The 25,530-nt window shown below is 69.8% G+C and carries 22 protein-coding genes; 11 read left to right on the top strand and 11 right to left on the bottom strand.

Annotated features, from left to right (window positions below):
* Positions 1–186: 186 nt before the first annotated feature.
* The 9 genes from MA875_RS08645 to MA875_RS08605 all read left to right on the top strand — a co-directional run bounded on the left by MA875_RS08645 (position 187) and on the right by MA875_RS08605 (position 12,526).
* Positions 187–684, top strand: coding sequence for an HNH endonuclease (locus MA875_RS08645; protein ID WP_248241734.1), 498 nt, complete (start codon positions 187–189; stop codon positions 682–684).
* A gap of 151 nt (positions 685–835) precedes the next feature.
* Positions 836–1,810 carry a hypothetical protein gene (locus MA875_RS08640; protein ID WP_248241733.1) on the top strand — a complete coding sequence of 325 codons (975 nt, stop codon included), beginning with the start codon at positions 836–838 and terminating at the stop codon, positions 1,808–1,810.
* Positions 1,807–3,414: an efflux RND transporter periplasmic adaptor subunit gene (locus MA875_RS08635; protein ID WP_248241732.1), complete on the top strand. Its 1,608-nt coding sequence runs from the start codon at positions 1,807–1,809 to the stop codon at positions 3,412–3,414. Before MA875_RS08640 ends, MA875_RS08635 begins: the two co-directional genes overlap by 4 nt.
* Positions 3,411–4,091 (top strand): ABC transporter ATP-binding protein, encoded by a 681-nt coding sequence (locus MA875_RS08630; RefSeq protein WP_248241731.1) that lies wholly within the window; start codon positions 3,411–3,413, stop codon positions 4,089–4,091. The genes MA875_RS08635 and MA875_RS08630 overlap by 4 nt, the downstream gene beginning before the upstream one ends.
* Entirely contained in the window at positions 4,088–5,386 is a 1,299-nt protein-coding gene (locus tag MA875_RS08625) for an ABC transporter permease (RefSeq protein WP_248241730.1), read from the top strand. The genes MA875_RS08630 and MA875_RS08625 overlap by 4 nt, the downstream gene beginning before the upstream one ends.
* Positions 5,387–5,438: 52 nt before the next feature.
* Entirely contained in the window at positions 5,439–6,707 is a 1,269-nt protein-coding gene (locus MA875_RS08620) for an endo-1,4-beta-xylanase (protein ID WP_248241729.1), read from the top strand.
* Positions 6,708–6,809: 102 nt separating this feature from the next.
* On the top strand, positions 6,810–7,526 hold the full coding sequence (imuA', locus tag MA875_RS08615) for a DnaE2-dependent mutagenesis accessory factor ImuA' (protein ID WP_248241728.1): 717 nt from the start codon (positions 6,810–6,812) through the stop codon (positions 7,524–7,526).
* Entirely contained in the window at positions 7,526–9,094 is a 1,569-nt protein-coding gene (locus MA875_RS08610; RefSeq protein ID WP_248241727.1) for a DNA polymerase Y family protein, read from the top strand. Before imuA' ends, MA875_RS08610 begins: the two co-directional genes overlap by 1 nt.
* A gap of 21 nt (positions 9,095–9,115) precedes the next feature.
* Entirely contained in the window at positions 9,116–12,526 is a 3,411-nt protein-coding gene (locus tag MA875_RS08605; RefSeq protein ID WP_248242115.1) for an error-prone DNA polymerase, read from the top strand.
* 37 nt (positions 12,527–12,563) lie between these two features.
* Here MA875_RS08605 and MA875_RS08600 read toward each other — a convergent pair whose 3' ends face one another.
* From MA875_RS08600 to MA875_RS08570, 7 genes are all read right to left on the bottom strand, one after another.
* A complete protein-coding gene (locus MA875_RS08600; protein ID WP_248241726.1) occupies positions 12,564–12,857 on the bottom strand; it encodes a hypothetical protein in 294 nt (97 codons plus the stop codon).
* Between the two features lie 104 nt (positions 12,858–12,961).
* Positions 12,962–13,687, bottom strand: a complete 726-nt coding sequence (locus MA875_RS08595; RefSeq protein ID WP_248241725.1) for a VIT1/CCC1 transporter family protein — start codon at positions 13,685–13,687, stop codon at positions 12,962–12,964.
* Between the two features lie 58 nt (positions 13,688–13,745).
* Positions 13,746–13,916, bottom strand: a complete 171-nt coding sequence (locus MA875_RS08590) for a hypothetical protein (RefSeq protein ID WP_248241724.1) — start codon at positions 13,914–13,916, stop codon at positions 13,746–13,748.
* A 76-nt stretch (positions 13,917–13,992) separates the two neighbouring features.
* Positions 13,993–14,424 carry an SRPBCC family protein gene (locus MA875_RS08585; RefSeq protein WP_248241723.1) on the bottom strand — a complete coding sequence of 144 codons (432 nt, stop codon included), beginning with the start codon at positions 14,422–14,424 and terminating at the stop codon, positions 13,993–13,995.
* Between the two features lie 13 nt (positions 14,425–14,437).
* A complete protein-coding gene (locus MA875_RS08580) occupies positions 14,438–15,220 on the bottom strand; it encodes an isocitrate lyase/PEP mutase family protein (protein WP_248241722.1) in 783 nt (260 codons plus the stop codon).
* A gap of 44 nt (positions 15,221–15,264) precedes the next feature.
* Positions 15,265–16,833 (bottom strand): sulfatase-like hydrolase/transferase, encoded by a 1,569-nt coding sequence (locus MA875_RS08575; RefSeq protein WP_248241721.1) that lies wholly within the window; start codon positions 16,831–16,833, stop codon positions 15,265–15,267.
* A 132-nt stretch (positions 16,834–16,965) separates the two neighbouring features.
* Positions 16,966–18,351, bottom strand: a complete 1,386-nt coding sequence (locus MA875_RS08570) for an LLM class flavin-dependent oxidoreductase (RefSeq protein ID WP_248241720.1) — start codon at positions 18,349–18,351, stop codon at positions 16,966–16,968.
* A 193-nt stretch (positions 18,352–18,544) separates the two neighbouring features.
* Between MA875_RS08570 and MA875_RS08565 the strand changes: the two genes are divergently transcribed.
* Both MA875_RS08565 and MA875_RS08560 read left to right on the top strand, forming a co-directional pair.
* On the top strand, positions 18,545–19,642 hold the full coding sequence (locus MA875_RS08565; RefSeq protein WP_248241719.1) for a fatty acid desaturase family protein: 1,098 nt from the start codon (positions 18,545–18,547) through the stop codon (positions 19,640–19,642).
* Positions 19,643–19,769: 127 nt separating this feature from the next.
* Positions 19,770–20,291, top strand: coding sequence for a general stress protein (locus MA875_RS08560; RefSeq protein ID WP_248241718.1), 522 nt, complete (start codon positions 19,770–19,772; stop codon positions 20,289–20,291).
* Between the two features lie 162 nt (positions 20,292–20,453).
* Here the strand turns inward: MA875_RS08560 and MA875_RS08555 are convergent, their stop codons facing one another.
* The 4 genes from MA875_RS08555 to MA875_RS08540 form a co-directional block, all read right to left on the bottom strand.
* The gene (locus MA875_RS08555; protein ID WP_248241717.1) at positions 20,454–21,743 is read right to left on the bottom strand and encodes an ATP-dependent DNA helicase; all 1,290 of its coding nucleotides are present in this window, start codon (positions 21,741–21,743) and stop codon (positions 20,454–20,456) included.
* 178 nt (positions 21,744–21,921) lie between these two features.
* Entirely contained in the window at positions 21,922–22,755 is an 834-nt protein-coding gene (locus MA875_RS08550; RefSeq protein WP_248241716.1) for a hypothetical protein, read from the bottom strand.
* Positions 22,733–23,845 carry a hypothetical protein gene (locus MA875_RS08545; protein WP_248241715.1) on the bottom strand — a complete coding sequence of 371 codons (1,113 nt, stop codon included), beginning with the start codon at positions 23,843–23,845 and terminating at the stop codon, positions 22,733–22,735. The genes MA875_RS08550 and MA875_RS08545 overlap by 23 nt, the downstream gene beginning before the upstream one ends.
* 172 nt (positions 23,846–24,017) lie before the next feature.
* Positions 24,018–25,496 (bottom strand): class I SAM-dependent DNA methyltransferase, encoded by a 1,479-nt coding sequence (locus tag MA875_RS08540; RefSeq protein ID WP_248241714.1) that lies wholly within the window; start codon positions 25,494–25,496, stop codon positions 24,018–24,020.
* Between the last annotated feature and the right edge of the window lie 34 nt (positions 25,497–25,530).

Raw genomic sequence — 25,530 nt, 5'->3', positions numbered from 1 at the left:
ACGTATCCGAACCATGGATGCGTTGGGACTGCTCGTCCTTCGGCATCATGTCGATGGAGGCCACGGGATGACCGTGGCGCCAAGGCGCTGTCTGTAGACAGCGCCTTTTTTCATGCCCTCCGCCCCTCGAAACGTCACGAGTCGAATAACCGTGAAAGCCGTCCCGGCCATTCGAGGGGAACAGGAATGCGCACTCTGGTGCTGAATGCGGGCTACGAGCCCTTGGCCGTCGTGTCGTTCAAGCGGGCGCTCGTGCTCGTCATGAACGACAAGGCCACCGTCGTGGAGCACATCCGCGACGAACCGGTGTGGGGGGCCACGGGGGCGTACGACCGACCCGCGGTCATCCTGCTGACCAGATACGTGCGCGTACCGGGCAGCCGGCGCGTACCGGTCACCCGGCGGGGCGTGCTCCGCCGCGACGGGCACCGCTGCGGCTACTGCGGGAAGTCGGCCTCGACGATCGACCACATCCTGCCCCGATCGCGGGGCGGCGCCGACTCGTGGGAGAACCTCGTCGCCTGCTGCCTGCGCTGCAACAACGTCAAGGGTGATCGCACTCCGCAGGAGATGGCGTGGGAGCTGCGGGTCACGCCGCAACCGCCACGCGGTGGGCAGTGGACGGTGCGCGGCACCGAGCGCTCCGACCCCCGCTGGGAGCCGTACCTGGCCCTCGCCGCCTGACGTCGACGTCGGCGGCCGGGTCATCCCGCAGCACGACGCTGCGTGAGGGACTTCTCATCCTCTGGATGGATGGAAGGCGCGCGGTCGACGGGTAGCTTCGGTGGTGCCGCTTCACCAGGGGGGAGGAGCGTGAACACACCGAGGAGAACTGGTGCGCCAGAAGCGTTCGTCCATCGCCGTCTCGGGAGCCATCGGCTTCCTGCTCGTGCTGACCGCCTGCTCGTCGCCGAACGCGACGTCGTCTGAAGAGGAGCCGCCGTCGCCGCTGGCGGAGTACCTCAACGCGGTGTGGGGCGGTGACCTCAGCGAGGAGGAGCAGCAGGCCCGGTTCGAGAAGGAGGACCGCCAGCGCGAGGAGCTGACCGCGGAATGCATGGCGGAGGAGGGGTTCGACTACGTCCCCAATGTCCAGACCGGCAGTCTGTCGTTCGGCAGCGCCGACGACTGGCGACCGGATGACCGGGACTGGGTCGAGAAGTACGGCTATGGGATGGTGGACAGCCCGGGGTCGGACGTTCCGCCCGACGAGGAGTACGTCGACCCCAACGCCGACTACGTCAACAGCCTGTCGGAGAACGAGCAGGAGGCCTTCTACGAGGCTCTCTACGGTCCGCCGGTGCCCGAGGACCAGATGAACGATGACGGCTCCTACGAATGGGACTGGGAGACCGCCGGATGCTACGGCTGGGCGCAGAACGAGATGTCGCAGGAGGACCCCACGCAGTCCGACGAGTTCGCCCCGCTCATGGAGGCGATGGACGAGTTCTGGACCGGCCTCCCCACCCGGCCCGAGTTCGTCGAGCTCGACGCGGAGTGGTCGACCTGCATGGATGAGGCGGGCTTCCCCGGCTTCGCGGCGCAGACCGACGCGCAGGAGTCCATCATCGAAGAGCAGAACGCGTACTGGGAGAGCAACCCAGAGGCGCCCGGCATGGACGACGCCGACATGAAGGCGTTGCAGGAGAAGGAGATCGAGCTCGCTCTCGCCGATCTCGACTGCCGCGAGGAGGTCGACTACCGCGACCGCTACCGCACCGTCCAGTTCGCCGCGGAGGAGGAGTTCATCGCCGACCACAAGGCCGACCTCGACGCGCTCAAGGCCGCGGCCGCTCAGCGCGCCTCGTGATCGGGAACTCCGAGACCTCGCCGACGGACGAGGTCGCCCACGACGACGCCTGGGAGACGGATCTGCTGACCCCTGAGGGTGCCGACGCTGCCGAACGACCGGGCGGAATCCGCCGCCGGCTCGCGGCGCTGCCGGCGCTGGTCTCGCGCAACCGCGCGCTGTGGATCACGGCGGCCGTCGCCGTCGTGGCCCTCGTGGCGGGTTTGCTGGCCGGGCGCTACCTCATCGCCCCCGCCGAGGCTGCGGGCGCGGAGCCGCCCGCGGCGGGCCTCGTGACCGTGCCGGTCGAGTTCGGCGAGCTGAGCAACGACGTGACGATTCGCGGGGAGTTCGGGTACGTCGACCCCGTCGAGGTGGATGTCGACACGTCAGCCTTCTCCGGCCCCGCGGTCGTGACCGGCCAGGTGCCCGCGGTCGGCGCCGAACTCGCTGCGCTGGGGGTCGCCCTCGAGGTTGCGGGGCGTCCGGTCATCGTCCTCCCCGGCGAGCTTCCGGCATACCGCACGCTCCGCTTCGGCGTCTCGGGCCCCGACGTCGTGCAGTTCAAAGAAGCGATGCGCGCCGTCGGCATCGACGCGGGCGATCCCTCCAGCAACGTCTTCGACGAGACCGCCGCCCGCGCGGTGACGACGCTGTACGCGCAGGCCGGGTACCCGCCCCCCGTCCTGGAGGGCGATGCCGGTGACGCCGTCCGGGCCGCGGAGGAGAACGTCCGCGCCGCGGAGCAGTCGGTGCGTGCCGCGCAGAACGATCTCGCGCAGGCTCAGAGCGGTCCGTCGGCGGTCGAGATCCGCGAAGCGGACAACGCCGTGGCTTCCGCGCGGCGGGAACTCGACGCCGCTCGCGCCACCGACCCCGCAGACGCGGTGCTCATCGGAAACCTGCAGGATGCGCTCGCGCTCGCCGAGCTGCGGCGGCAGTCGCTCGACGTGCCGCAGGACACCAGCTCGCAGCGCGCCGCCGTCGACGCCGCGAACGCCGCGCTGGCGCAGGCCCGCGAGGCGCTTCAGCAGACGACGCAGGACGCGTTGCCGTTCCTCCCCTCCGGGGAGGTACTGTACCTGACGGAGCTGCCCCGGCGGGTCGACGCGGTGTCGGTCGAGCGCGGGTCGGTGGTCGACAACCCGGCGATGACGGTCTCGGGAGCGACGGTCGCCCTCACCGGATCGGCCGCCGAGGCCGATGCCGCTCTCCTGGAGGTGGGGGCGGCGGCAAGCTTCCTGCTGCCGGACGACACCCCGCATCCCGCGGTCGTGACGGCCCTCACCTCACCCGCCGACGGCGAGACCCGGTGGACGGTCACGCTCGAACCGGCCCCGCTGACCCCCGAGGAGCTGTTGCAACTGCAGGGCACCAACGTCCGGGTCTCGATCCCGGTGGGATCCACGACCGGGGAAGTGCTCTTCGTCCCCCTCGCGGCGCTGTCCGCGGGGCCGGGAGGCGAGTCGCGCGTCGAAGTGGTGGTCGGCGACCCGCGGGACGGGGCCCGCGCCGAGACACGGCTGGTCGTGGTCGAGACCGGTCTCGCCGCCACCGGGGCGGTCGAGGTCACGCCGGTCGACGGCGCCCTCGATGAGGGCGACCTCGTCGTGGTGGGCCGATGAGCCCGGTCATCGAGCTGCGCGATGTGACCCGGTCCTTCCCCGGGCCGCCCGAGGTGCAGGCTCTGAAGGGCGTCAACCTCCGGGTCGATGCCGGCGATTACCTGTCGATCGTGGGGCCGAGCGGCTCGGGCAAATCCACGATGCTGAACCTCCTGGGGCTCCTCGATCGCCCGACCGTCGGCGAATACCGGCTGGCGGGCGCGCTGACGGGCGGGCTCACCGAGGATCAACGCGCGGCGCTCCGCGCGCAGCTGCTCGGTTTCGTCTTCCAGTCCTTCCATCTGATGTCGCGGCGGACGGTGCTCGAGAACGTCTCGCTGCCGATGCTCTACAGCGGCACCCCGCGTGGGCGCCGGGACGAGCTGGCCCGCGCGGCGATCGAACGCGTCGGTCTCGGGCACCGGATCGGCTTTCTGCCCGGTGTGCTCTCGGGCGGTGAGCGACAGCGGGTCGCGGTGGCCCGTGCCATCGTCACGCGACCGCGCGTGCTGCTCGCGGACGAGCCGACCGGCAACCTCGACCAGGTCACCACCGGCGAGATCATGGCGCTGTTCGAGGAGTTGAACGCCGATGGTCTCACCCTCATCGTGATCACCCACGACGCCGGCGTCGCGCGTCGCGCCGGCCGGACCATCCGCATCGCCGACGGTCGGCTGAGCGAGCTGGTGAGCGCATGAGACGGTGGCTTCCCGTGCGTCGGCGACGCTCCGACCCAGCCGACGACGGCCTTCCGCTGCGGCCGATCGCCAGGGCGGATCGCTTCGGGTTCGGCGACCTCTTCACCGAGGCCACCACCGACATCGGCTCCCGCCCCGCTCGCCTGGTGATGACCCTCGCCGGGACGGTGCTCGGAACCGCCGCGCTGGTGGCGACGATCGGCTTCTCGCAGACCGCGGCGGCGCAGATCGCGCGTCAGTTCGATGCGGCCGCCGCGACGCAGCTGGTCGTGTCGCCGGCCGAGGCGCAGACGCGCGACGGAGGAGCGGTCGCCGCGGGCACGCTGCCGTGGGACGCCGTCGACCGCGTGACCACCCTGGCCGGCGTGGAGTCGGCCGCGCTCGTCACCGAGGTCAACACCGCCGGGATGACCATCACCTCCGTGCCGGTGAACGACCCATCCGCTGCGGCGGCCGCCCCGCCGCCGCTCGTCGCCGCCTCGGCGGGACTCATCGACACCGTCGGCGGCTCCATCGTGACAGGGCGCGGCTTCGACGTCGGTCACGATGCACGCGGTGACCGGGTGGCTCTGGTCGGCTCGCGCGCGGCGGAGCAGCTAGGCGTCATGCGGGTGGACACGCAGCCGTCGATCTTCATCGACGGACTCGCCTATGCCGTCATCGGCGTGTTCGCAGACGTGCAGCAACGGGGGGAGCTCCTCAACGCCGTCGTGGTCCCCACCGGCGCCGCCCGGGCGGACTTCGCGGTGGCGGCGCCGGAGGAGCTGCAGGCGCGGATCGTCGTGGGCGCAGGGCCGCAGCTACAACGGCAGGCACCGATCGCCCTCGTCCCCGACGCGCCCGAGAGCCTGGACGTGAGTGCGCCCGCCGGACGGTCGGAGCTCGGGCAGAGCGTGCAGTCCGACATCACGGTCGTGTTCGTGATCCTCGGCGTCATCGTGCTTCTCGCCGGTGGCCTCGGCATCGCCAACGTCACCACCCTCTCGGTCATGGAGCGGGTCGGCGAGATCGGTCTTCGTCGGGCGCTGGGCTCGACGCGCCGGCAGATCGCCGCGCAGTTCGTGCTCGAGTCGATCGTCATCGGCCTGCTGGGCGGGCTGCTCGGTGCGGCGGTCGGGGTGTTCGCCATCCTCGTCGTCTCCGCCGTCCAGGGCTGGGCGCCCGTCGCCGATCCGCTCGTCGCGATCGGCGGAGTGATCCTCGGCGCCGTCGTGGGGCTTCTCGCCGGCGGCATCCCCGCTCGGCGGGCGAGCAGGATCGAGCCGATCACGGCGCTCCGCGCGAGTGCCACCTAGGGTGGCGTCAAGGGCCCCGCGACGAATGCCGGCATCGGCATAGCATCGTCGGGTGCAGACCGTCGAGCTCTCCGCCATCGTTCCCGCCCACCGTCTCGGCGAGGCCGTCATCCAGGTCGTCGATGCCGACGGCCGCCCCTGCGCGGGAGTGGAGGTGACGATCGCCCAGACCCGCCACGAGTTCCTCTTCGGCAACACCGGCTTCGACGTGCAGGGCGGTGACGAGCCGGGCGACGCTCCGGGGGAGGAGTGGATGCTCAGCGCCGCCGAGGCCGACCTGTGGCTGCAGATCCACAACGCCGCGACCCTCCCGTTCTACTGGGGCCGGTTCGAGCCCGTGCGCGGGGCTCCGCGCACCGACGAGATGCGCCGCACCGCGCAGTGGCTTCGTCAGCGCGGAGTGGCGCTGAAGGGGCATCCGCTCGTCTGGCACACCGTGACCGCGCCGTGGCTGCTCGACCTCGAGCTCGACGAGATCGAACGCGCGCAGCGCGAGCGCATCCGGCGCGACGTCGCCGACTTCGCCGGGCTGGTGGACACCTGGGATGCCATCAACGAGACGGTGATCATGCCGGTGTTCGACAACGGTGACAACGGCATCACCCGGCTCGCGAAAGACCGGGGGCGCCTGGCGATGCTGCGGCTGGCGTTCGAGGAGGCGCGCGAGACCAACCCGAACGCGGTCCTGCTGGTGAACGACTTCGATCTGTCGCCGGCGTACGAGCGGGTCATCGACGAGATGCTCGAGGCCGGCATCCGCCCCGACGCCATCGGGCTGCAGACGCACATGCACCAGGGGTACCGCGGCGAGGAGGAGATCCTCGCCGTCGCCGACCGGTTCGCGCGCTTCGATCTGCCCCTGCACTTCACCGAGACGACGCTGCTGTCGGGTGATCTCATGCCCCCCGAGATCGACGACCTCAACGACTATCAGGTGACCTCGTGGCCCTCGACCGCCGAAGGCGAGGCCCGGCAGGCCGACGAGATCGAGCGTCACTACCGGTCGCTGGTGTCGCATCCCGCCGTCGAGGCGATCACCTACTGGGGGTTCAGCGACCGCGGTATGTGGCTGGGTGCGCCCGGCGGGCTGGTCCGCGCCGACGGCTCACCGAAGCCCGCCTACGAGGCCCTCCGCCGGATCATCGCCGAGGAGTGGTGGGTGTCGCCCGCGACCGTGCGCACCGACGGTGAGGGGCGGGTGCGGGTGTCGGGCTTCCGGGGCGAGTACTCCGTGAGCGTGGCGGGGGAGCCGGCGGTTCCCGTCCGCCTCGGCCGCGACGCGGTCGTCGAGGAGATCAGGATGTCGCCGACGCGGCCGTGATTCGAACATCCTCCGCGTTTCCGGGCGCAAAGGATGTCGGAGGCCCCTCCTACGCTCATCACAGGCGTTGAGATCATAGAACGCATGTTCTAGCCTGTGGAGGTGAGGGCGATCGTGCAGACCGAGACGACGACCCGCGACGACGTTCGCGGCGAAGTGCATCGCCTCCGCGCGCAACTCGAGCGTGTGCAGGGGCGTCGGATGGATGCTCCGGTGCTGCCGGTTCTCGAACCGTTCGCCGAGGTCCTGCCCGGTGGCGGCCTCCGCGCCGGGTCGGCGTACTCCCTCGCCCGCTCCTCGTCGCTGGTGTCGGGGCTGCTGGCCGGTCCCTCGCAGAACGGCACGTGGTGCGCGGTGGTGGGCATGCCCGACTTCGGTGTCGAAGCGGCCGAGAGCGCCGGTGTCGACCTCTCCCACCTCGTGCTCGTCCCCGACCCCGGTCCCCGCTGGCTGGCGGTGGCCGCCACCCTCGCCGAGGTCATCCCCGTGGTGGCGGTGCGCCCGGCGTCCCGCACGGCCGACGCCGAGGTGTCGCGGCTGGGGGCACGCCTGCGCGATCGCGGTGCGGTGTTGCTGGTGCAGGGGCCCTGGCCCCAGGCCGAGGCTTCGCTCGACCTCGCCGAGCCGGAGTGGTCGGGGGTCGGGCGCGGCCACGGATACCTCGCGGCGCGCGAGGTCACGATCGATGTGCGCAGCAGACGGTGGCCGATGCCCCGGCGGGTGCGGATGACCCTGCCCGCGGCTGACGGCGGCGTCGGTGCCGTCGGATCGTCGGGGGCCTCGGTTCCGGCTCTTCCCCGCCTCGAGGCGGTCGGCTGATGCGCCCCGACGCGCCGGTGCGAAGCCTCGTGCTGTGGTTTCCGGATTGGCCCGTGGCGGCGCTGTCGCGGGATGCTGCGGGTGCGGGTTCGGCGACCGACGACGCCCCGGTGGCCATTATCGGCGGGGGGATGGTGACCGCCTGCTCGGCGACGGCCCGCGCGGACGGCGTCCGCCGCGGACAGCGTCGCCGCGACGCGCAGTCGCGATGCCCGGGCCTGCGCGTCGTCGACGCTGACGACGCCCGCGACCACCGCGCGTTCGCGCCGCTGGTCGCAGCGCTGGAGGAGCGGGCACCCGGAGTGCAGATCATCCGTCCGGGGCTGTGCGCGCTGCGTGCCCGCGGACCCGCCCGGTACTACGGGGGTGAGCTCGAGGCCGCCCGCGTGCTCCTCGGTACGGTCCGCGCACTCGGTGTCGCCGACGTGCGTGCCGGCGTCGCCGACGGACCCTTCACCGCCGAACAGGCCGCCCGCATCACCCGCCCCTCCGACCCGGTGTCGATCGTTCCCACCGGGGGAGCGGCGGGTTTCCTCGCGCCGCTTCCGATCACCGCGCTCGCCGATCCCGACGTCGTGGCGCTCCTGGCGCGTCTGGGCGTGCAGACGCTCGGCGACTTCAGCCGCCTCGACGCCGACCGGGTGCGGGAACGGCTGGGAGAGGCCGGGATGCGGCTGCATCGGCTGGCCTCGGGTCTGGATTCGCGTCCCGTCGAACCGCGTGTGCCGCCACCGGAGCTGCATCGCGAGGTCGCCTTCGAACCGCCCCTCGAGATCGCCGAGCAGGTGGCGTTCGCCCTGCGCATCGCCGCCGACGAGTTCATCGCGCGCCTCGGTGCGATCGACCTCGTCTGCACCGAGCTGCGGGTCGAGCTCACCGGTGACCGGGGGGAGCGGAGCGAACGGGTCTGGCTCCACCCCCACTCCTTCGACGCGGCGGCCGTCGTCGACCGGGTCCGGTGGCAGCTGGCCGAGGAGGCGGCGGGAGAGGACGGGGGAGTGCTCGCCAGCGGCGTGGCACTGGTGCGCGTCTCACCCGAGGCCGTCGACGCCGCCTCGCACCACGCTCCGGCGATGTTCGGCGCCGGCACCGATGAGCGGGTCCATCACGTCCTCTCCCGGGTGCAGGCGATGCTCGGTCATCGCGGCGTGCTGACCGCCGAGGTGGGAGGGGGCCGGTGGCTCGCCGAGCGCCAGGTGCTCGTGCCGTGGGGAGACCGCACCGTCGTGACCGCCGAGCGCACCCGGCCCTGGCCGGGGAGCCTTCCCGATCCCCTCCCGGGCACGGTCTTCCCCGAGCCGGTGCCGGTGCAGGTCGTCACCGGCGAGGGCGGGCCGGTCGCCGTCGACGACCGCGACCGGATGACGGCGACGCCGTCGGTGCTGGTGGAGTCCGGGCGCCCCCGGGCGATCCGGGAGTGGGCGGGCCCGTGGCCGATCGTGGAGCGCAGCTGGGATGCCGCCCGCAGCCGCCGGGCGCACCGGTTCCAGGTGGTCGACGCCGACCGCACCGCCTGGCTGCTGGTGTGCGCCGGAGGTTCGTGGATCGCCGAGGGCCGCTATGACTGATCGATGCGGTCGGGTCCGCTGATGGGCTTCAACAATCCCGGCGTCCCCTGGTCGGAGCTCGAGCGCGTCCTCAGCGACCGGCGTCGACCACGCAACATCCCCGCGGGTGCCGACGGGGGTGACAGTCCCGCCTGGTCGCACAAGCGGGGCCCCTACGTCCCGCCCGCCATCGAGCGGCCCGCCGAGACGGTGCCCTATGCCGAGCTGCACGCGCACTCGTCGTTCTCGTTCCTCGACGGGGCGTCCTCGCCGGAGGAGCTGGCGGAGGAGGCCGAGCGTCTCGGCCTCCATGCCCTCGCCGTCACCGACCACGACGGGTTCTACGGCATCGTGCGGTTCGCCGAGGCCGCCGAGAACCTGCAGGTGAAGACGGTGTTCGGAGCGGAGTTGTCGCTCGGGCACGACGATCGCGCTCCCACCCCGTCGCGGGCGGGCGATCCCGACCCGGTGGGGTCGCACCTGCTGGTCCTCGCCCGGGGGGAGGAGGGCTACCACCGCCTCGCCGCCGCCCTCACCCGTGCCCAGCTCGCGGGGTCGGAGAAGGGGCGTCCCGTCTACGACCTCGATGAGCTGGCCGAGCGGGCGGACGGGCACTGGGCGATCCTCACCGGATGCCGCAAGGGAGCCGTCCGCCGGGCGCTCGCCGACGACGGACCGACCGGGGCCGCCGCGGCGCTCGACCGCCTCGTGGCACTGTTCGGTCCGGAGGCGGTGAACGTCGAGCTCGTGGACCACGGCAACCCGACCGACACCCGCGACAACGACCTCCTCACCGCCCTCGCCCGGGAGCGCGGGCTGCCGCTGCTGGCCTCCAACAACGTCCACTACGCCGCCCCCGAACGGGCGCGGCTCGCCGCCGCCGTCGCCGCGATCCGTGCGCGCCGGGGCCTGGATGAACTCGACGGGTGGCTGCCCGCCCACGCCGCCGCGCACCTGCGTTCCGGGGCCGAGATGGCCGAGCGCTTCGCCCGCTACCCCGGAGCGGTGGCACGCACGGTGCAGCTCGCCGACGAGCTGGCCTTCCCGCTCCGGCGCGCGCGCCCGGCGCTGCCGCGCCAGAAGGTCCCCGAGGGGCACACGCCGATGTCGTGGCTGCGGCACCTGGTCTGGGAGGCCGTTCCCCGCAAGTACCCCGACCTGTCCGCCGACAACCGCGCCCGCATCGAACGCGAGCTGCAGGTCATCGAGACCAAGGACTTCCCCGGCTACTTCCTCATCGTGCACGGCATCGTGCAAGAGGCGCGGCGCCGCGGCATCCTCTGTCAGGGGCGCGGGTCGGCCGCCAACAGCGCGGTCTGCTACCTGCTCGACATCACCGCGGTCGACGCCATCGCCTACGAGCTGCCCTTCGAGCGGTTCCTCTCCAGCCTCCGCGACGAAGAGCCCGACATCGACGTCGACTTCGACTCCGACCGGCGCGAAGAGATCATCCAGTGGGTCTACGCCACCTACGGTCGCGACCGCGCCGCCCAGGTCGCCAACGTCATCCAGTACCGGCCGAAGAACGCCGTCCGCGACGTCGCCAAGGCCCTCGGCTACTCCACCGGCCAGCAGGACGCGTGGTCGAAGCAGGTCGAGCGCTGGGGGGCGTCGCTGGAGTCGGGTCCCGACAACGACATCCCCGACCAGGTGATCGAGTACGCCTCCGAGCTGCTGAAGGCCCCCCGCCACCTCGGCATCCACTCCGGGGGGATGGTGCTCACCGACCGCCCCGTCGGCGAGGTCGTCCCGATCGAGCACGCTCGCATGGAGGATCGCACCGTCATCCAGTGGGACAAGGATGACGCGGCCTGGATGGGGCTGGTCAAGTTCGACCTGCTGGGCCTCGGGATGCTCGCGGCCCTGCAGTACTGCTTCGACATGATCCACACCGCCACGGGGGAGCGGTGGGAGCTGGCCACCCTGCCGAAAGAGGAGCAGGCGGTGTACGACATGCTCTGCCGCGCCGATTCGATCGGGGTGTTCCAGGTCGAGTCTCGCGCCCAGATGGGCCTGCTCCCGCGGCTGCAGCCGCGGCGGTTCTACGACCTCGTGGTGGAGATCGCCCTCATCCGTCCGGGGCCCATCCAGGGTGGGGCGGTGCACCCGTTCGTCCGGAGGAAACTCGGGCAGGAGCCGGTCACCTACGCCCACCCCAAGCTCGCGCCCGTGCTGCAGCGCACGCTGGGCGTGCCGGTGTTCCAGGAGCAGCTCATGCAGATGGCGATGGCCATCGGAGACTGCTCGGGGGAGGATGCCGACCTGCTGCGTCGCGCGATGGGATCCAAGCGCGGTGTCGAGCGGATCGAGTCGCTGCGCGAGCGGCTCTATGAGGGGATGGCGCGCAACGGCCTCGTCGGAGAGGACGCCGACGCGATCTACCGTCAGATCCAGGCCTTCGCCAACTTTGGCTTCGCCGAGTCGCACTCGCTGTCGTTCGGGCTCCTCGTCTACGCAAGCTCCTGGATCAAGCTGCACTATCCGGCCGCCTTCCTCGCGGGGCTCCTGCGGGCGCAGCCGATGGGGTTCTACTCGCCCGCCACCCTCGTCGCCGACGCGCGGCGGCACGGGGTCGAGGTGCAGCGCCCCGATCTGCTCCGCTCCGATGTGCACGCGACCCTCGAAGCCCTCGGCGACGAAAGCGGGGTCACCGGCCGCCCCGAGTGCGCGCACCGCACCCAGCCTCCGGTGCCGGCCTTCGATCCGGCCGCGCCCGACGAGTCCGCCGCGCATCGGCGCGACGGGAATCACACCGTGCGTCTCGGGCTCGCGGCGATCAAGGGGATCGGTGAGACGCTCGCGACGAAGATCGTCACGGAGCGACGGCAGCGCGGTGATTTCCGCGACATGCGGGATCTCGTCCGTCGCACCGGAGCGACCGTTGCGCAGCTGGAGGCGCTCTCGACGGCGGGGGCGTTCGAGTGCTTCGGCATCACCCGGCGCGAGGCGCTGTGGATCGCCGGCTCCGCCGCGCAGGATCGTGCAGAGTTCCTCCCCGACTCGATGGTCGCCGTCCAGCCGCCGCTCTTCCCCGACCAGTCCAGTTACGACATCCTCGCCGCGGATCTCTGGGCGACCGGGATCTCCACCGACGATCATCCCCTCACGCACTTCCGCTCAGGGCTGGATGCCCGCGGAGTGCTCACCTCACGCGAGCTGCGGACGCACGACCCGGGGCGGCGCGTAGAGGTGGCGGGGCTCGTCACTCACCGTCAGCGCCCCGCCACGGCGTCGGGCATCACCTTCCTCAACCTCGAGGACGAGCACGGGGTGGTCAATGTCATCTGCTCGGTCGGGGTGTGGAACCGCTACCGACGGGTGGCCCGGGATGCGCCGGCGCTCATCGTGCGGGGAATGCTCGAGAGGTCGGAGGAGGGGGTGACGAACCTCGTCGCCGACCGGTTCGAAGACCTGCGGGTAGGGGTAGGTCACCGCTCGCGGGACTTCCGCTGATGGCGGTGGATGCCTCGGGCCGACGGTGACGCGACGCTCAGGCGACGCGACGGTGCCGGCGGGCGCGGGCCTCGTCGAGGATCGCGTCGAGCGAGTCGAACCATGCCGTCCGCACCGGTGACTGGACCCAGACGACCTCGAAACGCGCCCCGTCTTCCTGCACGTAGGCGAGGAGGCACGCCGGGTCGTCGTGCGGCAGTGCGAGATCGGTGATGACCCATCCTCCGGCCGCAAGCCGCACCAGTTCGAGCTGGTCCGTTCCAAGCGGCTCTCTACCGAAGGGCTCTCTGTCGAACGGCTCCGGCGATGTGCGCGGTGACTCGGTCAGCATGGCGTCCTCGTCCTTCTGCCTGGAACACCAGTGAACTCCACTTCCGGCGTGCTGACTGCTCCCTTTCGCTTCGAGTCAGTGTGTGGCAAAATCCGCCCGCGCGGTCAAGCCACCCCGGTTCCGAGCAGCGAGCCGATGAGGAAGGTGGCGCCGAGCGCCAAGGCTCCGCCGATCACCGTGCGGATGACGGCGCGCCCTCGACGAGCGCCACCGATCCACGCCGCGACGTACCCGGTGACGGCCAGCGCGACGAGCACGCTCGCGAAGGTCAACCAGATTCGGGCCGGGTGGGGGACGAGGAGGATCGTGGCGAGGGGGAGGAGCGCGCCGATCGTGAACGCGATCGCCGAGGCGATGGCGGCCGACCAGGGGCTGACGACGTCGCTCTGATCGATGTTCAGCTCGATCGAGAGGTGCGCGGCGAGGGCGTCGCTGTCGGTCAGCTCCCTCGCAACCGCGGTCGCGGTCTGCTCGCTAAGCCCCTGGGCGCGGTAGAGCCCGACGAGTTCGGCGAACTCGCCCTCGGGGTCGGTGGCGAGTTCTCGACGTTCTTTCTCGATCAGCGCGTGCTCGCTGTCGCGCTGGCTCGACACCGACACGTACTCGCCGAGGGCCATCGAGACCGCGCCGCCGACGAGGGCCGCGGCGCCCGCGAGCAGAACCGGACCGACCTCCGCCGTCGCACCCGCCACACCCACGACCACCGCGGCGGTAGAGACGATGCCGTCGTTGGCACCGAGAACGCCGGCGCGCAGTCCGTTCAGGCGCTGGGCGAGCCCGGGCCGGTGCGGCTCGTCGGGATGCCCTGTCGTCGCGGGTTCCTCGGTCATGTGCCGACGCTACCAGGGCGGCGGAGCCGCGACCAGGGTCGTTGGCCCCGGGCGGCGGTCAGGCGACGAGAGCGAGCGCGTGCGCGAGCGCCTCGGTGGACTCGTGGTTCTCGGTGAACGGCACGATGCCGAAGTAGCTGCCGGTCACGAGCAGGAAGACGAAGATGATCGACAGGAACAGGATGCCGAGCGAGGCCAGGGACAGCAGGAGCGGGAGGCGGGAGGTCACCCCTCCATGATGGCGCATCCGCGTCATCCGGTGACCGAGGATGTCTCGACAGCACCCGAGATCCCGATAGACCGGGTCACGCCTCCAGGATGCGGACGACGCGACCGAGCCCGGTCGCCAGGGTCGAGCGGATGGTGTCCTCGATCATCGGTTCCACCAGCCGCAGCATGCCCGATGGCTCGCCGTCGATCGTGGCGCTCACGCGGGTTCCGTCGCCGTGGTCGGCCAGATCGAACAGCAGGGATGTCGGGAACGTCCCCCTCGTGCTGTTGATGGCCATCCGTCCCGGCGGGACGTACTCGGTGACCTGCCAGTCGAACTCCACTTCGCGGCCCATGACGCGCATCACGCTGTGGATGGTGCTCCCCACCCCGACCGGGGGCGAGGATGTCAGCGACTCGGAGATGACGGTGTCATCCCAGTCCGGGCGCCGGCCGGCGTCGGTGAGGTAGGCGAACACGTCGGAGCGTGAACGCGCGATCACGACGACCTCGGTGACGGTGAACATGAGCGAAGCGGCGTCAGTTCAGCTCGGGGGTGTCGGCCGGGATGACCCCGCCGGCGTAGAGCGACTCACCGAGGTCACGAAGCGCGCGGAGCGCGACGCGCTGGGTGAGCGGGCCGTACGAGATGCGGGCGACGCCCAGCTCTTCGTACTCCTTCGCCGGAAGCGCGCCGGGGAAGCCGATGACCGAGAGCTTGCCGCGACCGAGCCCCTCGACGATGCGCTCCACGTGTGGGCGCTGGATCGCGCCGGGGACGAACACCACCGCGGCGCCCTCGTCGAGGAACGCCTGGCCGCGTCGGATGGCCTCGTCGATGCGCTCATCGATGGGCGCGTCGCCGCCGCGGATGAGGGCGTCGGTGCGGGCGTTCAGCTGGAAGGCGATGCCCTCGGCCTCCGCCGCCTGCATGATCGCCCGGACCCGCGCGACGGCCTCGTCGAAGGGCCGCATCCGGTCTTCGACGTTGGCGCCCACGATGCCGAGCCCGATCGCCCGGCGCACGGTCTCGCCCGGCTCGTCGTAGCCGTCGTCGAGGTCGGCGCTGACCGGCAGGTCGACCGACTGCGCGATCCGTCCCGCGGCCTCCAGGGCGGTGTCGAGCGGCATCCCGCCGTCGGGGTACCCCAGGCTCGCGGCGATCGAGTGCCCGGCGGTGGCGAGGGCGCGGGTGCCCGGCAGGTCGGCGATCGTCTTGGCGCTGATGACGTCCCAGACGTTCACCACCTGGAGGATCTCGGGCGCCTGGTGAAGCGCCTCCAGCGTGCGGGCCTTGTCCTGGATGGTGGTACCGGAGGTCATACCCGCGACGCTACCCGACCGAGGCGGCCCGACGGCCGGTGGGCTCAGGGTCCGTCGCTGAACGCGTCGACGAACCGGTCGCGGAAGGCGTCCATGCGCCACGCCGGCGCGTCCGCCGACGGCCGGAACCCGGCATCCCACCCCCAGGCCTCGATCCGCTCGAACACCGTGGGATCCTTCGAAACGATCGTGATGGGCACGTCGCTGTCGGCGTCCGGCCCGCTGACGACGCGGGAGGGCTGGTGATCGCCGACCAGCACGAGCACGAGGTCGTCGGGGTCGTAGGTCTCGACGAACGACAGGGTCGCGCCGAGGGAGTACTGCATGGCCTCGGCGTAGTCGGCGCGGATGCGTCGCTCGTCGGGCCAGAGGCTCGCCGCGGCCGCGTCGTCCAGCTGACCGGCGAAGATGCTGCCGTCGCCGAGGTCCGACCACGGCACGAGCCGGGGCGTCGGCGTCCAGGGCGTGTGGGATGAGACGAGCGAGACCTCGGCCATGATCGGTGCGTCGTCACGGCCCAGCTCCTCGTCGACGAAGCGCTGCCAGGTGAACTGATCGGGTACGCGCCCGAAGCCGAAGGCGGGGCCGTCGTAGGCCAGTTCCTGTTCGTCGAGCATCCGGTCGAATCCGTAGAACGCCTCACCCTCCGGCCAGGGCTCGGTGTGGGCGGGGTTGACCGTGACCGTGCGCCAGCCGGTCTCGCCGAAGAGGCGGCTCAGCGTCATCCGGTCGCTCGAGAGCAGCGCATCGTACTTCTGCTGCGTGTCGACCCACGCCCCGCTCTGCAGCGTGCCGTGGGCGAGCCAGCTGACACCGCCGAAGGTGGGGGAGGTGAGGAACGCGCTCTGGGCGCGGTACCCGTTCTGCTCCAGCCGCGCGGCGCTGTCGTCGATCACCCGGGTGATGCCCGCCATCGGCTCGGAGCCGGCCATCGCGACCTCGCCGTAGCTCTCGACGAACGCGATGACGACGTCCTTGCCACGCAGCCCTGCGAGCAGCTCGTCCGAGGCTGCCCCCGCGAGAGTGTCGTCCTGGACCGCCCGCTCGAAGGCCTCCTGCTCGGGAATGCTCTTCGCCGCCTGCACGGCTTCGCCGACAAGGGTGGTCGTGACATCCGCCGCGGCGACAGCGGCTCCGGTGGGATGCTGCGCCCCGACGACCGACAAGATCACCCATGCGGTCGCCGCGGCGGCGACCGCCATCCGCCCCCGCGCGCCCAGGTGCGACACCGTCCGCGCGCACCGCAGCACGCACCGGCCGACGACGGCCACCGCGGCGACCGCGAGCGCGATGACCACGGCGGCCAGGAGAGCGGCGGTGATCGGCCCCACCACGTCTTGGACGACCTTGTAGGCGTTGATGACGGCGCGCCAGTCTTCGGTGGCGGCGAATCCGCGGTCGATCGTTCCCCGGAACGACAGGTCGAGCAGCGCGACGAGGGCCGCGGCGATCGTGACGGCCCCGAACGCGTAAGCGACGACCCGCCGGATCACGCCCTCGGGAACGGCGACGGCGATCAGCAGGACGAGGATCGTCTCCACCGGCACCCGCAGCGCCAGGCCCGTGCCAGGGTCGAGCGCCCCCGCGAGGAGCGGTGCGCCGATGACCGTCACCCAGGCGAGAGCCGTGACGATCGACGCCCGCCCGCTCGCCGGGGGCCGCGGCGCAACCTCAAGCCCGCCACCGAGGTGACGATTCTGCGGGTGCGGCGCGGCAGCCGTGGCATCCTGTCCGATACCGCGACGCTACCCGACGGGGAGGGCCTGCCCGACGGTGTAGCGCGATCCGTGGTGGTCGGTCGGGAGGCGGTCCCCGCGCCCGTGCAGCTTCTGCCGCAGGGTGCCGGGCGCGTACGCCTCGGGATAGACGCCCCGGCGCCGCAGCTCGGGAATGACCCACTTCACGATGTCTTCGAACGTGCCGGGGGTGATCGCGTAGGCGAGGTTGAAGCCGTCGACGTCGGTCTGGTCGACCCACGCCTGCAGCTCGTCGGCGATCTCCTCGGGCCCTCCGACGATCAGCGGGCCGAGGCCCCCGATCGCGCTGTGACGGCCGATGTCGCGGACGACCCATTCCTCGCCGTCATCGTTCGCAGCCTGGAAGTTCGACACCGTCGACTGGATCGCGTTGCTCTTCACGTTTCCGATCGGGTCGTCGAGGTCGTACTCCGACAGGTCTACGCCCATCCACCCCGACATGAACACCAGCGCGCCCTCGGGGCTGGCGTACTGGAGGAAGTCGGCGTGCTTGGCCCGCGCCTTCTCCGGGGTCTCGTCGGTGATGATCGTCAGCAGGGTGTAGATCTTCGCCGCGTCGCGCGGGCGCCCCGCCGCTTCGAGGGCGTCGCGGATGCGCGCGACCGTCGCCTTCAAGACGTGCTTTGTGGGCGCAGCGACGAAGATCGCCTCGGCGTTGCCGGCGGCGAACGCGATCCCGCGCGGTGAGGCCCCCGCCTGGTAGATCACGGGCGTCCGCTGCGGCGACGGTTCGCACAGGTGGATGCCCGGGACGGTGTAGTGAGTGCCGTAGTGGCCTATCTCGTGCACCTTGCTGGGGTCGGTGAAGACGCCGCTCTCGCGATCGCGGATGACCGCGTCATCCTCCCAGGAGCCTTCCCAGAGCTTGTAGAGCACCTCGAGGTATTCGTCGGCGACGTCGTAGCGCTGGTCGTGCTCGAGCTGGTCGTCGTGCCCGATGTTCCGCGCGGCGCTCGGCAGGTATCCGGTGACGACGTTCCAGCCGACCCGGCCCTTGGTGAGGTGGTCGAGCGTCGACATGCGCCGGGCGAACGGGTAGGGGTGCTCGTACGCGGTGCCCGCGGTCACCCCGAACCCGAGGTTCTCTGTGACGGCGGCCATGGCCGACACGAGCAGGATCGGGTCGTTCACCGGCACCTGCGCGCCGTGGCGGATCGCGGCCTCGTTGGAGTTGCCATACACGTCGTACGTGCCGAGCACGTCGGCGATGAAGATGCCGTCGAAGGTGCCCTGTTCGAGGAGGCGAGCGAGGTCGGTCCAGTAGGAGAGGTCCTTGTATCGGGCGGACTGGTCATCGGGATGCCGCCACATGCCGGATGACTGGTGCGCGACGCAGTTCATATCGAAGGCGTTGAACCGGATCTGCTTGCTCATGCCTCCAGCATCGGGACCGAGCCTGCGGTGACCGAACCGGCCGTCATCGGGCGTCACAGAACAGAGGGATGTCGGGGGAGACCCCTTACCTGAGAGCCGCACAGAATGCAGGCGTACTGTCCAGACATGAATACCCCCCTACAGGCGCACCTCGGCCGCTGACGCGGCCACCGACGCGGCGACGATCCCCCCGATGTCCGCCATCCGTTCCACCACTCCACGCCCGAAGGGCGGCGCCGCGCGTGCGGCGAGCGCCTTCACCGATCTGGCCGAGCACATCCGCGAGAGCGGGTTGCTGCGCCGCCGGTACGGCTACTACTGGGCCAAGCTGATCGTGCTCCCGCTCGTTCTCGCTGCGACCCTCGTGCTCTTCGTCTGGGCCGGCGACACCTGGTGGCAGCTCTTTACCGCCGCCGCGCTCGCCGTCGTCTTCACCCACATCGCCTTCCTCGGGCACGACGCCGCCCACCGGCAGATGTTCGCGTCGGGCCGATGGAACGACTGGACCAGCCTCGTCCTCGGCGACCTCCTCGTGGGGATGAGCTACGGGTGGTGGCAGCACAAGCACACCCGCCACCACGCGAACCCGAACAAGGTGGGTGCCGACCCCGACATCGACCTGCCCGTCATCACGGTCGCACCCGGGTCGGCGCCGCGGCCGAGGGGGCGCGTTGTGTCGTGGCTCCGTGCGCATCAGGGCCTGTTCTTCTTCCCCATCCTCTTCCTCGAGGGCATCTCGCTCCACGCCTCCGGCGTGCGCCGGGTGTTCGCCGGGGGTGCGCTGAAACGCCGGTGGGTCGAGATCGCGTTTTTGAGCGTTCGCCTCATCGGGTTCACCACCCTGGTCTTCCTCGTCCTCTCGCCCGGAATCGCCTTCGCTTTTCTCGGGGTGCAGCTGGCGCTGTTCGGCTTCTACATGGGGATGTCGTTCGCACCCAACCACAAGGGCATGCCGATCGTGCCGAAGGGGATGTCGCTGGACTTCCTCGAGCGTCAGGTGAGGATGAGCCGGAACATCCGCGGCAACCGGATCGTCGACTTCCTGATGGGCGGCCTGAACTACCAGATCGAGCATCACCTCTTCCCGTCGATGCCGCGCCCGCACCTTCGCAGATCGGCGCCGATCATCGCCGCTTACTGCCGCGATCGCGGGGTGCCGTACACCCAGACCGGGCTGTTCGCCTCCTACGCCATCGTCTTGCGGTACATCAACCGCGTCGGATTGGGCGAACGCGATGTCTTCACCTGCCCACTCGTGGACCAGCGACGTCATCTGATCGCCGGCGCGTGACGGCGGGGGACCACGGTCGAAGCGGCGTTCTCCCGGGCTGTTGACGCGATCGACGTGGTGTCGCACCATGGGCTCAAGACCCAGCCGGGGATCCGGCGAGGGGCGCGATACCGCAGGAATCGGGGGGATGACCGTGACCGACGCATCAGCTTCCAGCCAGGCACGCTCCGTGCTGGCCAGCTTCACCGAGTACGCCGACGCGCAAGCGATGGTCGACAGACTGTCCGACCAGCAGTTCCCCGTCGAGCACGTCGCGATCATCGGCTACAACGTCCGGATCGAAGAGCAGGTGACCGGGCGGATGACGAACTGGACGGCCGCCGGCTACGGCGCCGCCTCCGGCGCCTGGTTCGGCCTCCTCATCGGGCTGCTCTTCGGGCTGCTGTCCGACAACATCGCGGCGTGGATCTTGCTGCTGCTCCTCGGCCTCGGACTCGGCGCGCTCTGGGGAGCGGTGTTCGGCTTCGTCGGACATGCGGCCACCCGAGGCCGCCGCGACTTCAGCTCCATCAAGCAGTTCCTCGCGGAGCGGTGGGACGTTACCGTGAGGCCCGACGAGTTGCTGCGGGCCCAGAGCGTGCTGGCGAACACGACGCAGAGCACGTCGGCCGCTCCGCCTATAGGTGACACGGCGCACCCCCAGGCGTGACCCCTCAGAGGTCTGTGGTCCCCTGGAGGGACTCGAACAAGACTGTCGAGGCCGGGCCCTCGCAGGTCGCGCCCGAATAGTCGGCCCGAGCTGTCCTCGTTGAGCGCCCGACCATCGGGCGCCTCTACATCCCTATCCCGCGCCCCGAACTTGGCGCACTGCTCAACGGCGCCGTCGCCATCGCCGCCTCCCGGGTCCTCGCCGCCAGCCGCATCTCGGCCTCTGCTGCACGCACAGCATCCCGCACGTCAGCTCCGGAGTGCCGCGCTGCATCGACTCGGCGAGGCACTCGCGGGCCGCGGCATCCGTCCGTGCCACAACGATCGCGACGTTGCTCAACCGACCGCGTGTGAGGCCCACGTAGAGTCCCGCGGCATCCACGTCAGGCCCGACCACGGACGCCTCGGCGGTGTCGCCCTGCACCCCGCGGACGGTGGACGCGTAGGCGAGCTGCAGGTGCTCGCGCGCGTACTCGGTGGACACAAGCGCCACCTCGCCGCCGTCGCTCACGGAGACTAGGGACAGGTAGTCGTCGCGGATGCCGCGAAAGTCGTCGCGGATGCCGCGCACGATCCACTGCGCGCGATTTTCAACTCCCGTGAGCCGGTCGTTGCGACGGGTCTGGACGGTGTCGCCGACGAGGATTCGCTGCTGCCCGATCCCCCACGCAGCGACGCGGACGTCGAGCTCGCCCCGATCGATTCGCCGCTGCTGGATCGCGTCGTTGATCGCATCCGCCTCAGCGTTGGTACCGGAAACCAACGTCACCCGCTTGCCGCGCGCGTGCCACTCGAAGTACGCGTCGATCATCCGCCCACGCGCCGCTTCGTGATGATCGACCCGAGCGACGTGACCGCGTTCGGCAAGCTCGCCCGCAACCACCAGCGCACGCTCGCGATCACCCGCATCCCGGAGCCGCAGTGTGAGCTCCGCGTAACCGGGATCACGGAACCGGTGCACCGTGTCGAGCTCGACCGCAGCGTTCGCGTGCCGGATCGCAGAACCCATCGCACCCGCATGCCCGACCGGCAATGCCTGATGCGTGTCACCCACGAACGCCAACCCGACACCCTGCTCGATCGCGAGCTCCACGAGGACGTTCGCGGTCTGCAGGTCGACCATGCCGGCTTCGTCGACGACGATACGATCGCGAGAACGCAACAGGTACTGGGTTGGTCCGTCGTACACGGCGCCCGTGCGCGGATCGACCTCTCCCACTCGAAGCCTGCTCCACACCTTCGCGCCGGCCTTGTCGGTGCCCCATCGGTAGCCATGGTCCGAAAGCAAGGCATGAATACTGGATGCCGCGGCCCCGACCTCGCGAGACGCCACCGATGCCGCCTTTCGCGTAGGAGCAACGACGAGCATCCGCCGCCGTTGGGACGTGAGCGCCGTGAACGCCGCGCGCAGCATCGTCGTCTTGCCCGCGCCGGCGGGGCCGGTCACCGTCACGAGCCCGTCCGAGCCGGCGATGGCGCACGCGGCAACGCGTTGGGTCGGCTTTGCGTCCTCGGACGAACCAGCCTGTTGGGTCAGTCGCCCTCAAAATCGACACGGGGGTGCCAACCTCTTCACCTTTCGAAGGCCCCCAGCGTCGACCGGTCCGGGGTGGGTCCGGGGTGGGTCCGGGTTAGCCGGTGCAGCCCAGCGCGACCAACAAGTCATCAGTGAGTGCAGCGCACGCCGCCGCCACAACAGCGGGGTCACCCACAAGCTCCTCCGCACGGCCGGCCATCACGGACCCGACGCTGTCGGGCTGAGCAAACATCTTCCCCAGAAACTCCAGTGCGACGCGTGTGACTTCGCCGGCTAGGTCGTCGGCGAGTAGGCGCTCGAGTGATTCGGCGAGTTCTCCCGTAGGCACGGTTACTAGGAGCCGATACACGTCATAGGCGTCTTTATCGAGGAGACGGTGCGGTGTCTCCAGGCGTTCGCCAAGCTTGTGCAGCTTGGCAACGACCAGCGCCGCGGGACCGGCAACTCGTGCTTCAACGGAACGAGGATCGTCGACCGTAATCGCATGAATGAGCATCGGGGCGTTGTCGATTACCGCGGCTTCGAGCCCTACCGCTCGGCGTAGTGCTCGCTTGTCATGGGGCGGCGCTTCTACACTTCGGCTGCCCTTTCCAGCCATTGCTTCGGGAACCATGAGGTCGACCGGAATACCGTCCGGGCTTAGCCAGGATCCTGGTTGGCCTGCCACAGGGTCGTGGTAGAAGCCGGCGTGAGTCATCGCCTCTTCGATCAGGGGATCGTCACCCAGGGTGCGCAAATCAATGCCGAGATCGCTGTCCTTCGTCGCTTCTGCGACCGCCACGGGCGCACTGCCGGTGTGCAGGTAGACGGCTTGCGCGCCAATAACGATCACCGCGTCTCGGTGAGCTTCGAGGGCAACCAGAGCGTCGATGAGCACAGACCGCGCACGAACAACGAGGTCGTGTTCACTGGCGCCAGTCGAGTTCATGCTTCTCCATCCAGTTCAGAAGAGCGTGTCCTTCCTCCGGACCCCGCCCCGGCGCGGTGAGGAGATCGATCGCTGCTTGACTGGGACCAACGACGACAGCTCCCCCTAGTTGCTCTGTGCGGTCGAAAGCGGCGGTTGCGTCAGCATTTGCAATGAGCACGTTCGCGCCCGCTTCGACCGGTCGGAGGTCGGCGCGAGCAGCGAGCTCGTTGGGCTTTTCTGCATAGATCATCGCGTTTCTTGCTGGCGCATACGCCTCCCACCTAGGCGTGGCCATCGAACCAGTCACCGCGTATCGTCCAGCCACGTCATCATCATGCAGGCCGGCGAGCCGGTTCATGAGGTCGGGCAATCCACGCGGAGCGAGGTAAGTGTTCCCAACCGCGAGCGTTGCGAAGCTGTAGTCCTTGGACCACCGTTCCAACAGAGCGCGCCAACGCACATCAACGATCGTGCCGTTGTCAGCTCGGCTTAAGAGATCCTGCTGCTCGATGAAATCAACAGCGCGGTAGGTGTTTCCGCTCGGCGTACCCGCCAGCTTCATGAGAGCCGGTACCGTGTATGGAGGACGAAAGTCGACCAGGGCTCGCACGATCCGCGCTGCCGACGGCCCGGTCAAGTTGCCTTTCGGGCGACCTGGCCCACGCCACGGATCCCGCTGCGCACCCACATCGCGGACGAACAGCGCGGGCTCCCTCAGCGAGATTCGGATGTTCCCCGTAGCGTCCGCATATGGGATCTCGCGCTCAGTAAGCCAATGCTGAAGGGGCGGAGCAAGATATCTGGCAATAATCAGCGGTTTGGCGGCGTCTCGTCTGGGCGCCGTGTCGGCCTCGATGTACGCCTGTGTCTGCTCCACCATCCCGGGGAGGTCTTTCGTAACAAGGCTTCGCTTCACTTCGGCGTATAGAGCCGCGCTGGCGCCACCTGGTGCGATGATCATGACGACAGCATCTGCGCGATAGCGGCCGATCGCTGGCTCTCGTTGGATGTCTGCCCTCCAGTCGCTCGGTAGACGCTCGGTCAGCGCGGCGAGGGCGGCGCTGAGGATGTCTGCCTCACTCAGCAGGGGCGTGTCGGGCCTTGCCATCAACTCTCCTCGCGCGACTCAGTTGCACTTCCGGGAATCATACGCCTCCGCTCTCGACGGAATATGGTCTTTTCCGGATATTAACGATTTCCGACCCGAACGGAGCCGGCTAATAAGCGGAATCGAGCCAGACGCCGCGGCAAGACGGAAGCGAACCTCAACTGAAGTGGAGCTAGGGCCGCCTCGGCCCGCCTTCTTCGAGGGCCGTCGCCACTGCGTCGAACTCAGCGAGCGCGGCAGCAAGATCATCAACGATTTCGCGCGCGATGACCTCAGGTGCCGGCAGGTTGTCCAGATCTTCCAGGGACTCATCGCGCAGCCAGGTGATGTCGAGGTTGACCTTGTCGCGAGCGATCAGCTCGTCGTAGCCAAAGGCCTTGAACCGCTCGGTCTCGACGCGCGCGTCGTTGTCGCTCCCGAACGACTCGACGAACTCATCGAGATGGGCGCGGGTCAGCGGGTTCTGCTTGAGCGTGAAGTGCTGATTGGTGCGGAGGTCGTAGATCCAGAGCTTCGTCGTCCAGGGGCGCTCGCCCGCCGGCTTCTTGTCGAAGAACAGCACGTTGGCCTTGACACCGCCTGCGTAGAAGATGCCGGTCGGCAGCCGCAGCATCGTGTGCAGATCGAAGTCCTTCAGCAGACGTCGCCGCAGGGTCTCCCCGGCACCGCCTTCGAACAGGACGTTGTCGGGCAGCACGACGGCGGCGCGGCCATTGATGTCGAGGATCGTCGCAATGTGCTGAAGGAAGTTGAGCTGCTTGTTGGAAGTCGTCACAACGAAGTCCTGGCGCTCGATCTCGAGGTCTTCGCGAGCTTCCCGTCCGTCGGCGCCCACCATCGTGAGCGACGACTTGCGCCCGAACGGCGGGTTCGACAGCACGACGCTCCAGCGCCGACCCGGATCGGCGATGAGCGAGTCCTTCACTTCGATGAGCGACGGGCCGTTGGCCTCGCCGGCGCCGTGCAGCAGCAGGTTCATCGCGGCCAGGCGCGCCGTGCCGTCGACGAGCTCGACGCCGTGTACAAGCTTCTTCTGCAGATGCTCGCGCTGTGGAGGTGTGAATGATGCCGCATCCCTCGACGCGTACTCGAAGGCCTGAAGGAGGAAACCGCCCGTGCCGCAGGCCGGGTCTGTCACCGTGTCGGCAACCGTGGGGCGGATGCAGTCGACGATCGCGTCGATGATCGCCCGAGGCGTGAAGTACTGGCCCGCGCCAGACTTGACGTCTTCGGCACCCTTGGCGAGGAGCGACTCGTAGGCGTCGCCCTTGATGTCGACGCCCGTCTGCGACCACTGCTCTGCGTCGACTAGGTCGTGTATGAGCCGCTTAAGCTTGGCCGGATCCTGCACGCGATTCTGCGCCTTGCGAAAGATCACGCCGAGGGTGCCCGGCTCGCGGCCGAGCCCTTGCAGGATGCGGGAGTACTCCGTCTCGAGCCCCGTCCCGTCGGCGTCGAGCAGTCGCTGCCACGAGTACTCGTCAGGCACGATTCGCTCTGGCCTCAGTGGTCGAGTTGCCCGCTCGTGGGCCATCTTCAAGAACAGCAGGTAGGTGAGTTGCTCGGTGTAGTCGATCGTCCCGACGCCATCATCGCGCAGCACGTTCGCGTACGCCCAAAGTTTGTTGACGAGCCGACGCGGATCGGTCATGGGCAGAGCTCCAGATGTTCGGTTCGGATCGAAG

It is taken from the genome of Microbacterium kunmingense (assembly GCF_023155745.1).
Classification (GTDB): Bacteria; Actinomycetota; Actinomycetes; order Actinomycetales; family Microbacteriaceae; genus Microbacterium; species Microbacterium kunmingense.
Note: the sequence above shows the minus strand (reverse complement) of the source record. Positions and strands in the feature narration are given on the sequence as shown.

What these genes read in the sequence shown, in the direction of transcription:
- MA875_RS08600 (WP_248241726.1), bottom strand. Translation starts at nt 12,857, where the DNA reads ATGCTGACCGAGTCACCGCGCACATCGCCGGAGCCGTTCGACAGAGAG.
- MA875_RS08550 (WP_248241716.1), bottom strand. Translation starts at nt 22,755, where the DNA reads ATGAACTCGACTGGCGCCAGTGAACACGACCTCGTTGTTCGTGCGCGG.
- MA875_RS08580 (WP_248241722.1), bottom strand. Translation starts at nt 15,220, where the DNA reads ATGACCTCCGGTACCACCATCCAGGACAAGGCCCGCACGCTGGAGGCG.
- MA875_RS08630 (WP_248241731.1), top strand. Translation starts at nt 3,411, where the DNA reads ATGAGCCCGGTCATCGAGCTGCGCGATGTGACCCGGTCCTTCCCCGGG.
- MA875_RS08625 (WP_248241730.1), top strand. Translation starts at nt 4,088, where the DNA reads ATGAGACGGTGGCTTCCCGTGCGTCGGCGACGCTCCGACCCAGCCGAC.
- MA875_RS08645 (WP_248241734.1), top strand. Translation starts at nt 187, where the DNA reads ATGCGCACTCTGGTGCTGAATGCGGGCTACGAGCCCTTGGCCGTCGTG.
- MA875_RS08545 (WP_248241715.1), bottom strand. Translation starts at nt 23,845, where the DNA reads ATGGCAAGGCCCGACACGCCCCTGCTGAGTGAGGCAGACATCCTCAGC.
- MA875_RS08540 (WP_248241714.1), bottom strand. Translation starts at nt 25,496, where the DNA reads ATGACCGATCCGCGTCGGCTCGTCAACAAACTTTGGGCGTACGCGAAC.
- MA875_RS08585 (WP_248241723.1), bottom strand. Translation starts at nt 14,424, where the DNA reads ATGTTCACCGTCACCGAGGTCGTCGTGATCGCGCGTTCACGCTCCGAC.
- MA875_RS08570 (WP_248241720.1), bottom strand. Translation starts at nt 18,351, where the DNA reads ATGAGCAAGCAGATCCGGTTCAACGCCTTCGATATGAACTGCGTCGCG.
- MA875_RS08595 (WP_248241725.1), bottom strand. Translation starts at nt 13,687, where the DNA reads ATGACCGAGGAACCCGCGACGACAGGGCATCCCGACGAGCCGCACCGG.
- MA875_RS08565 (WP_248241719.1), top strand. Translation starts at nt 18,545, where the DNA reads ATGTCCGCCATCCGTTCCACCACTCCACGCCCGAAGGGCGGCGCCGCG.
- MA875_RS08610 (WP_248241727.1), top strand. Translation starts at nt 7,526, where the DNA reads ATGCGCCCCGACGCGCCGGTGCGAAGCCTCGTGCTGTGGTTTCCGGAT.
- MA875_RS08560 (WP_248241718.1), top strand. Translation starts at nt 19,770, where the DNA reads ATGACCGTGACCGACGCATCAGCTTCCAGCCAGGCACGCTCCGTGCTG.
- MA875_RS08605 (WP_248242115.1), top strand. Translation starts at nt 9,116, where the DNA reads ATGGGCTTCAACAATCCCGGCGTCCCCTGGTCGGAGCTCGAGCGCGTC.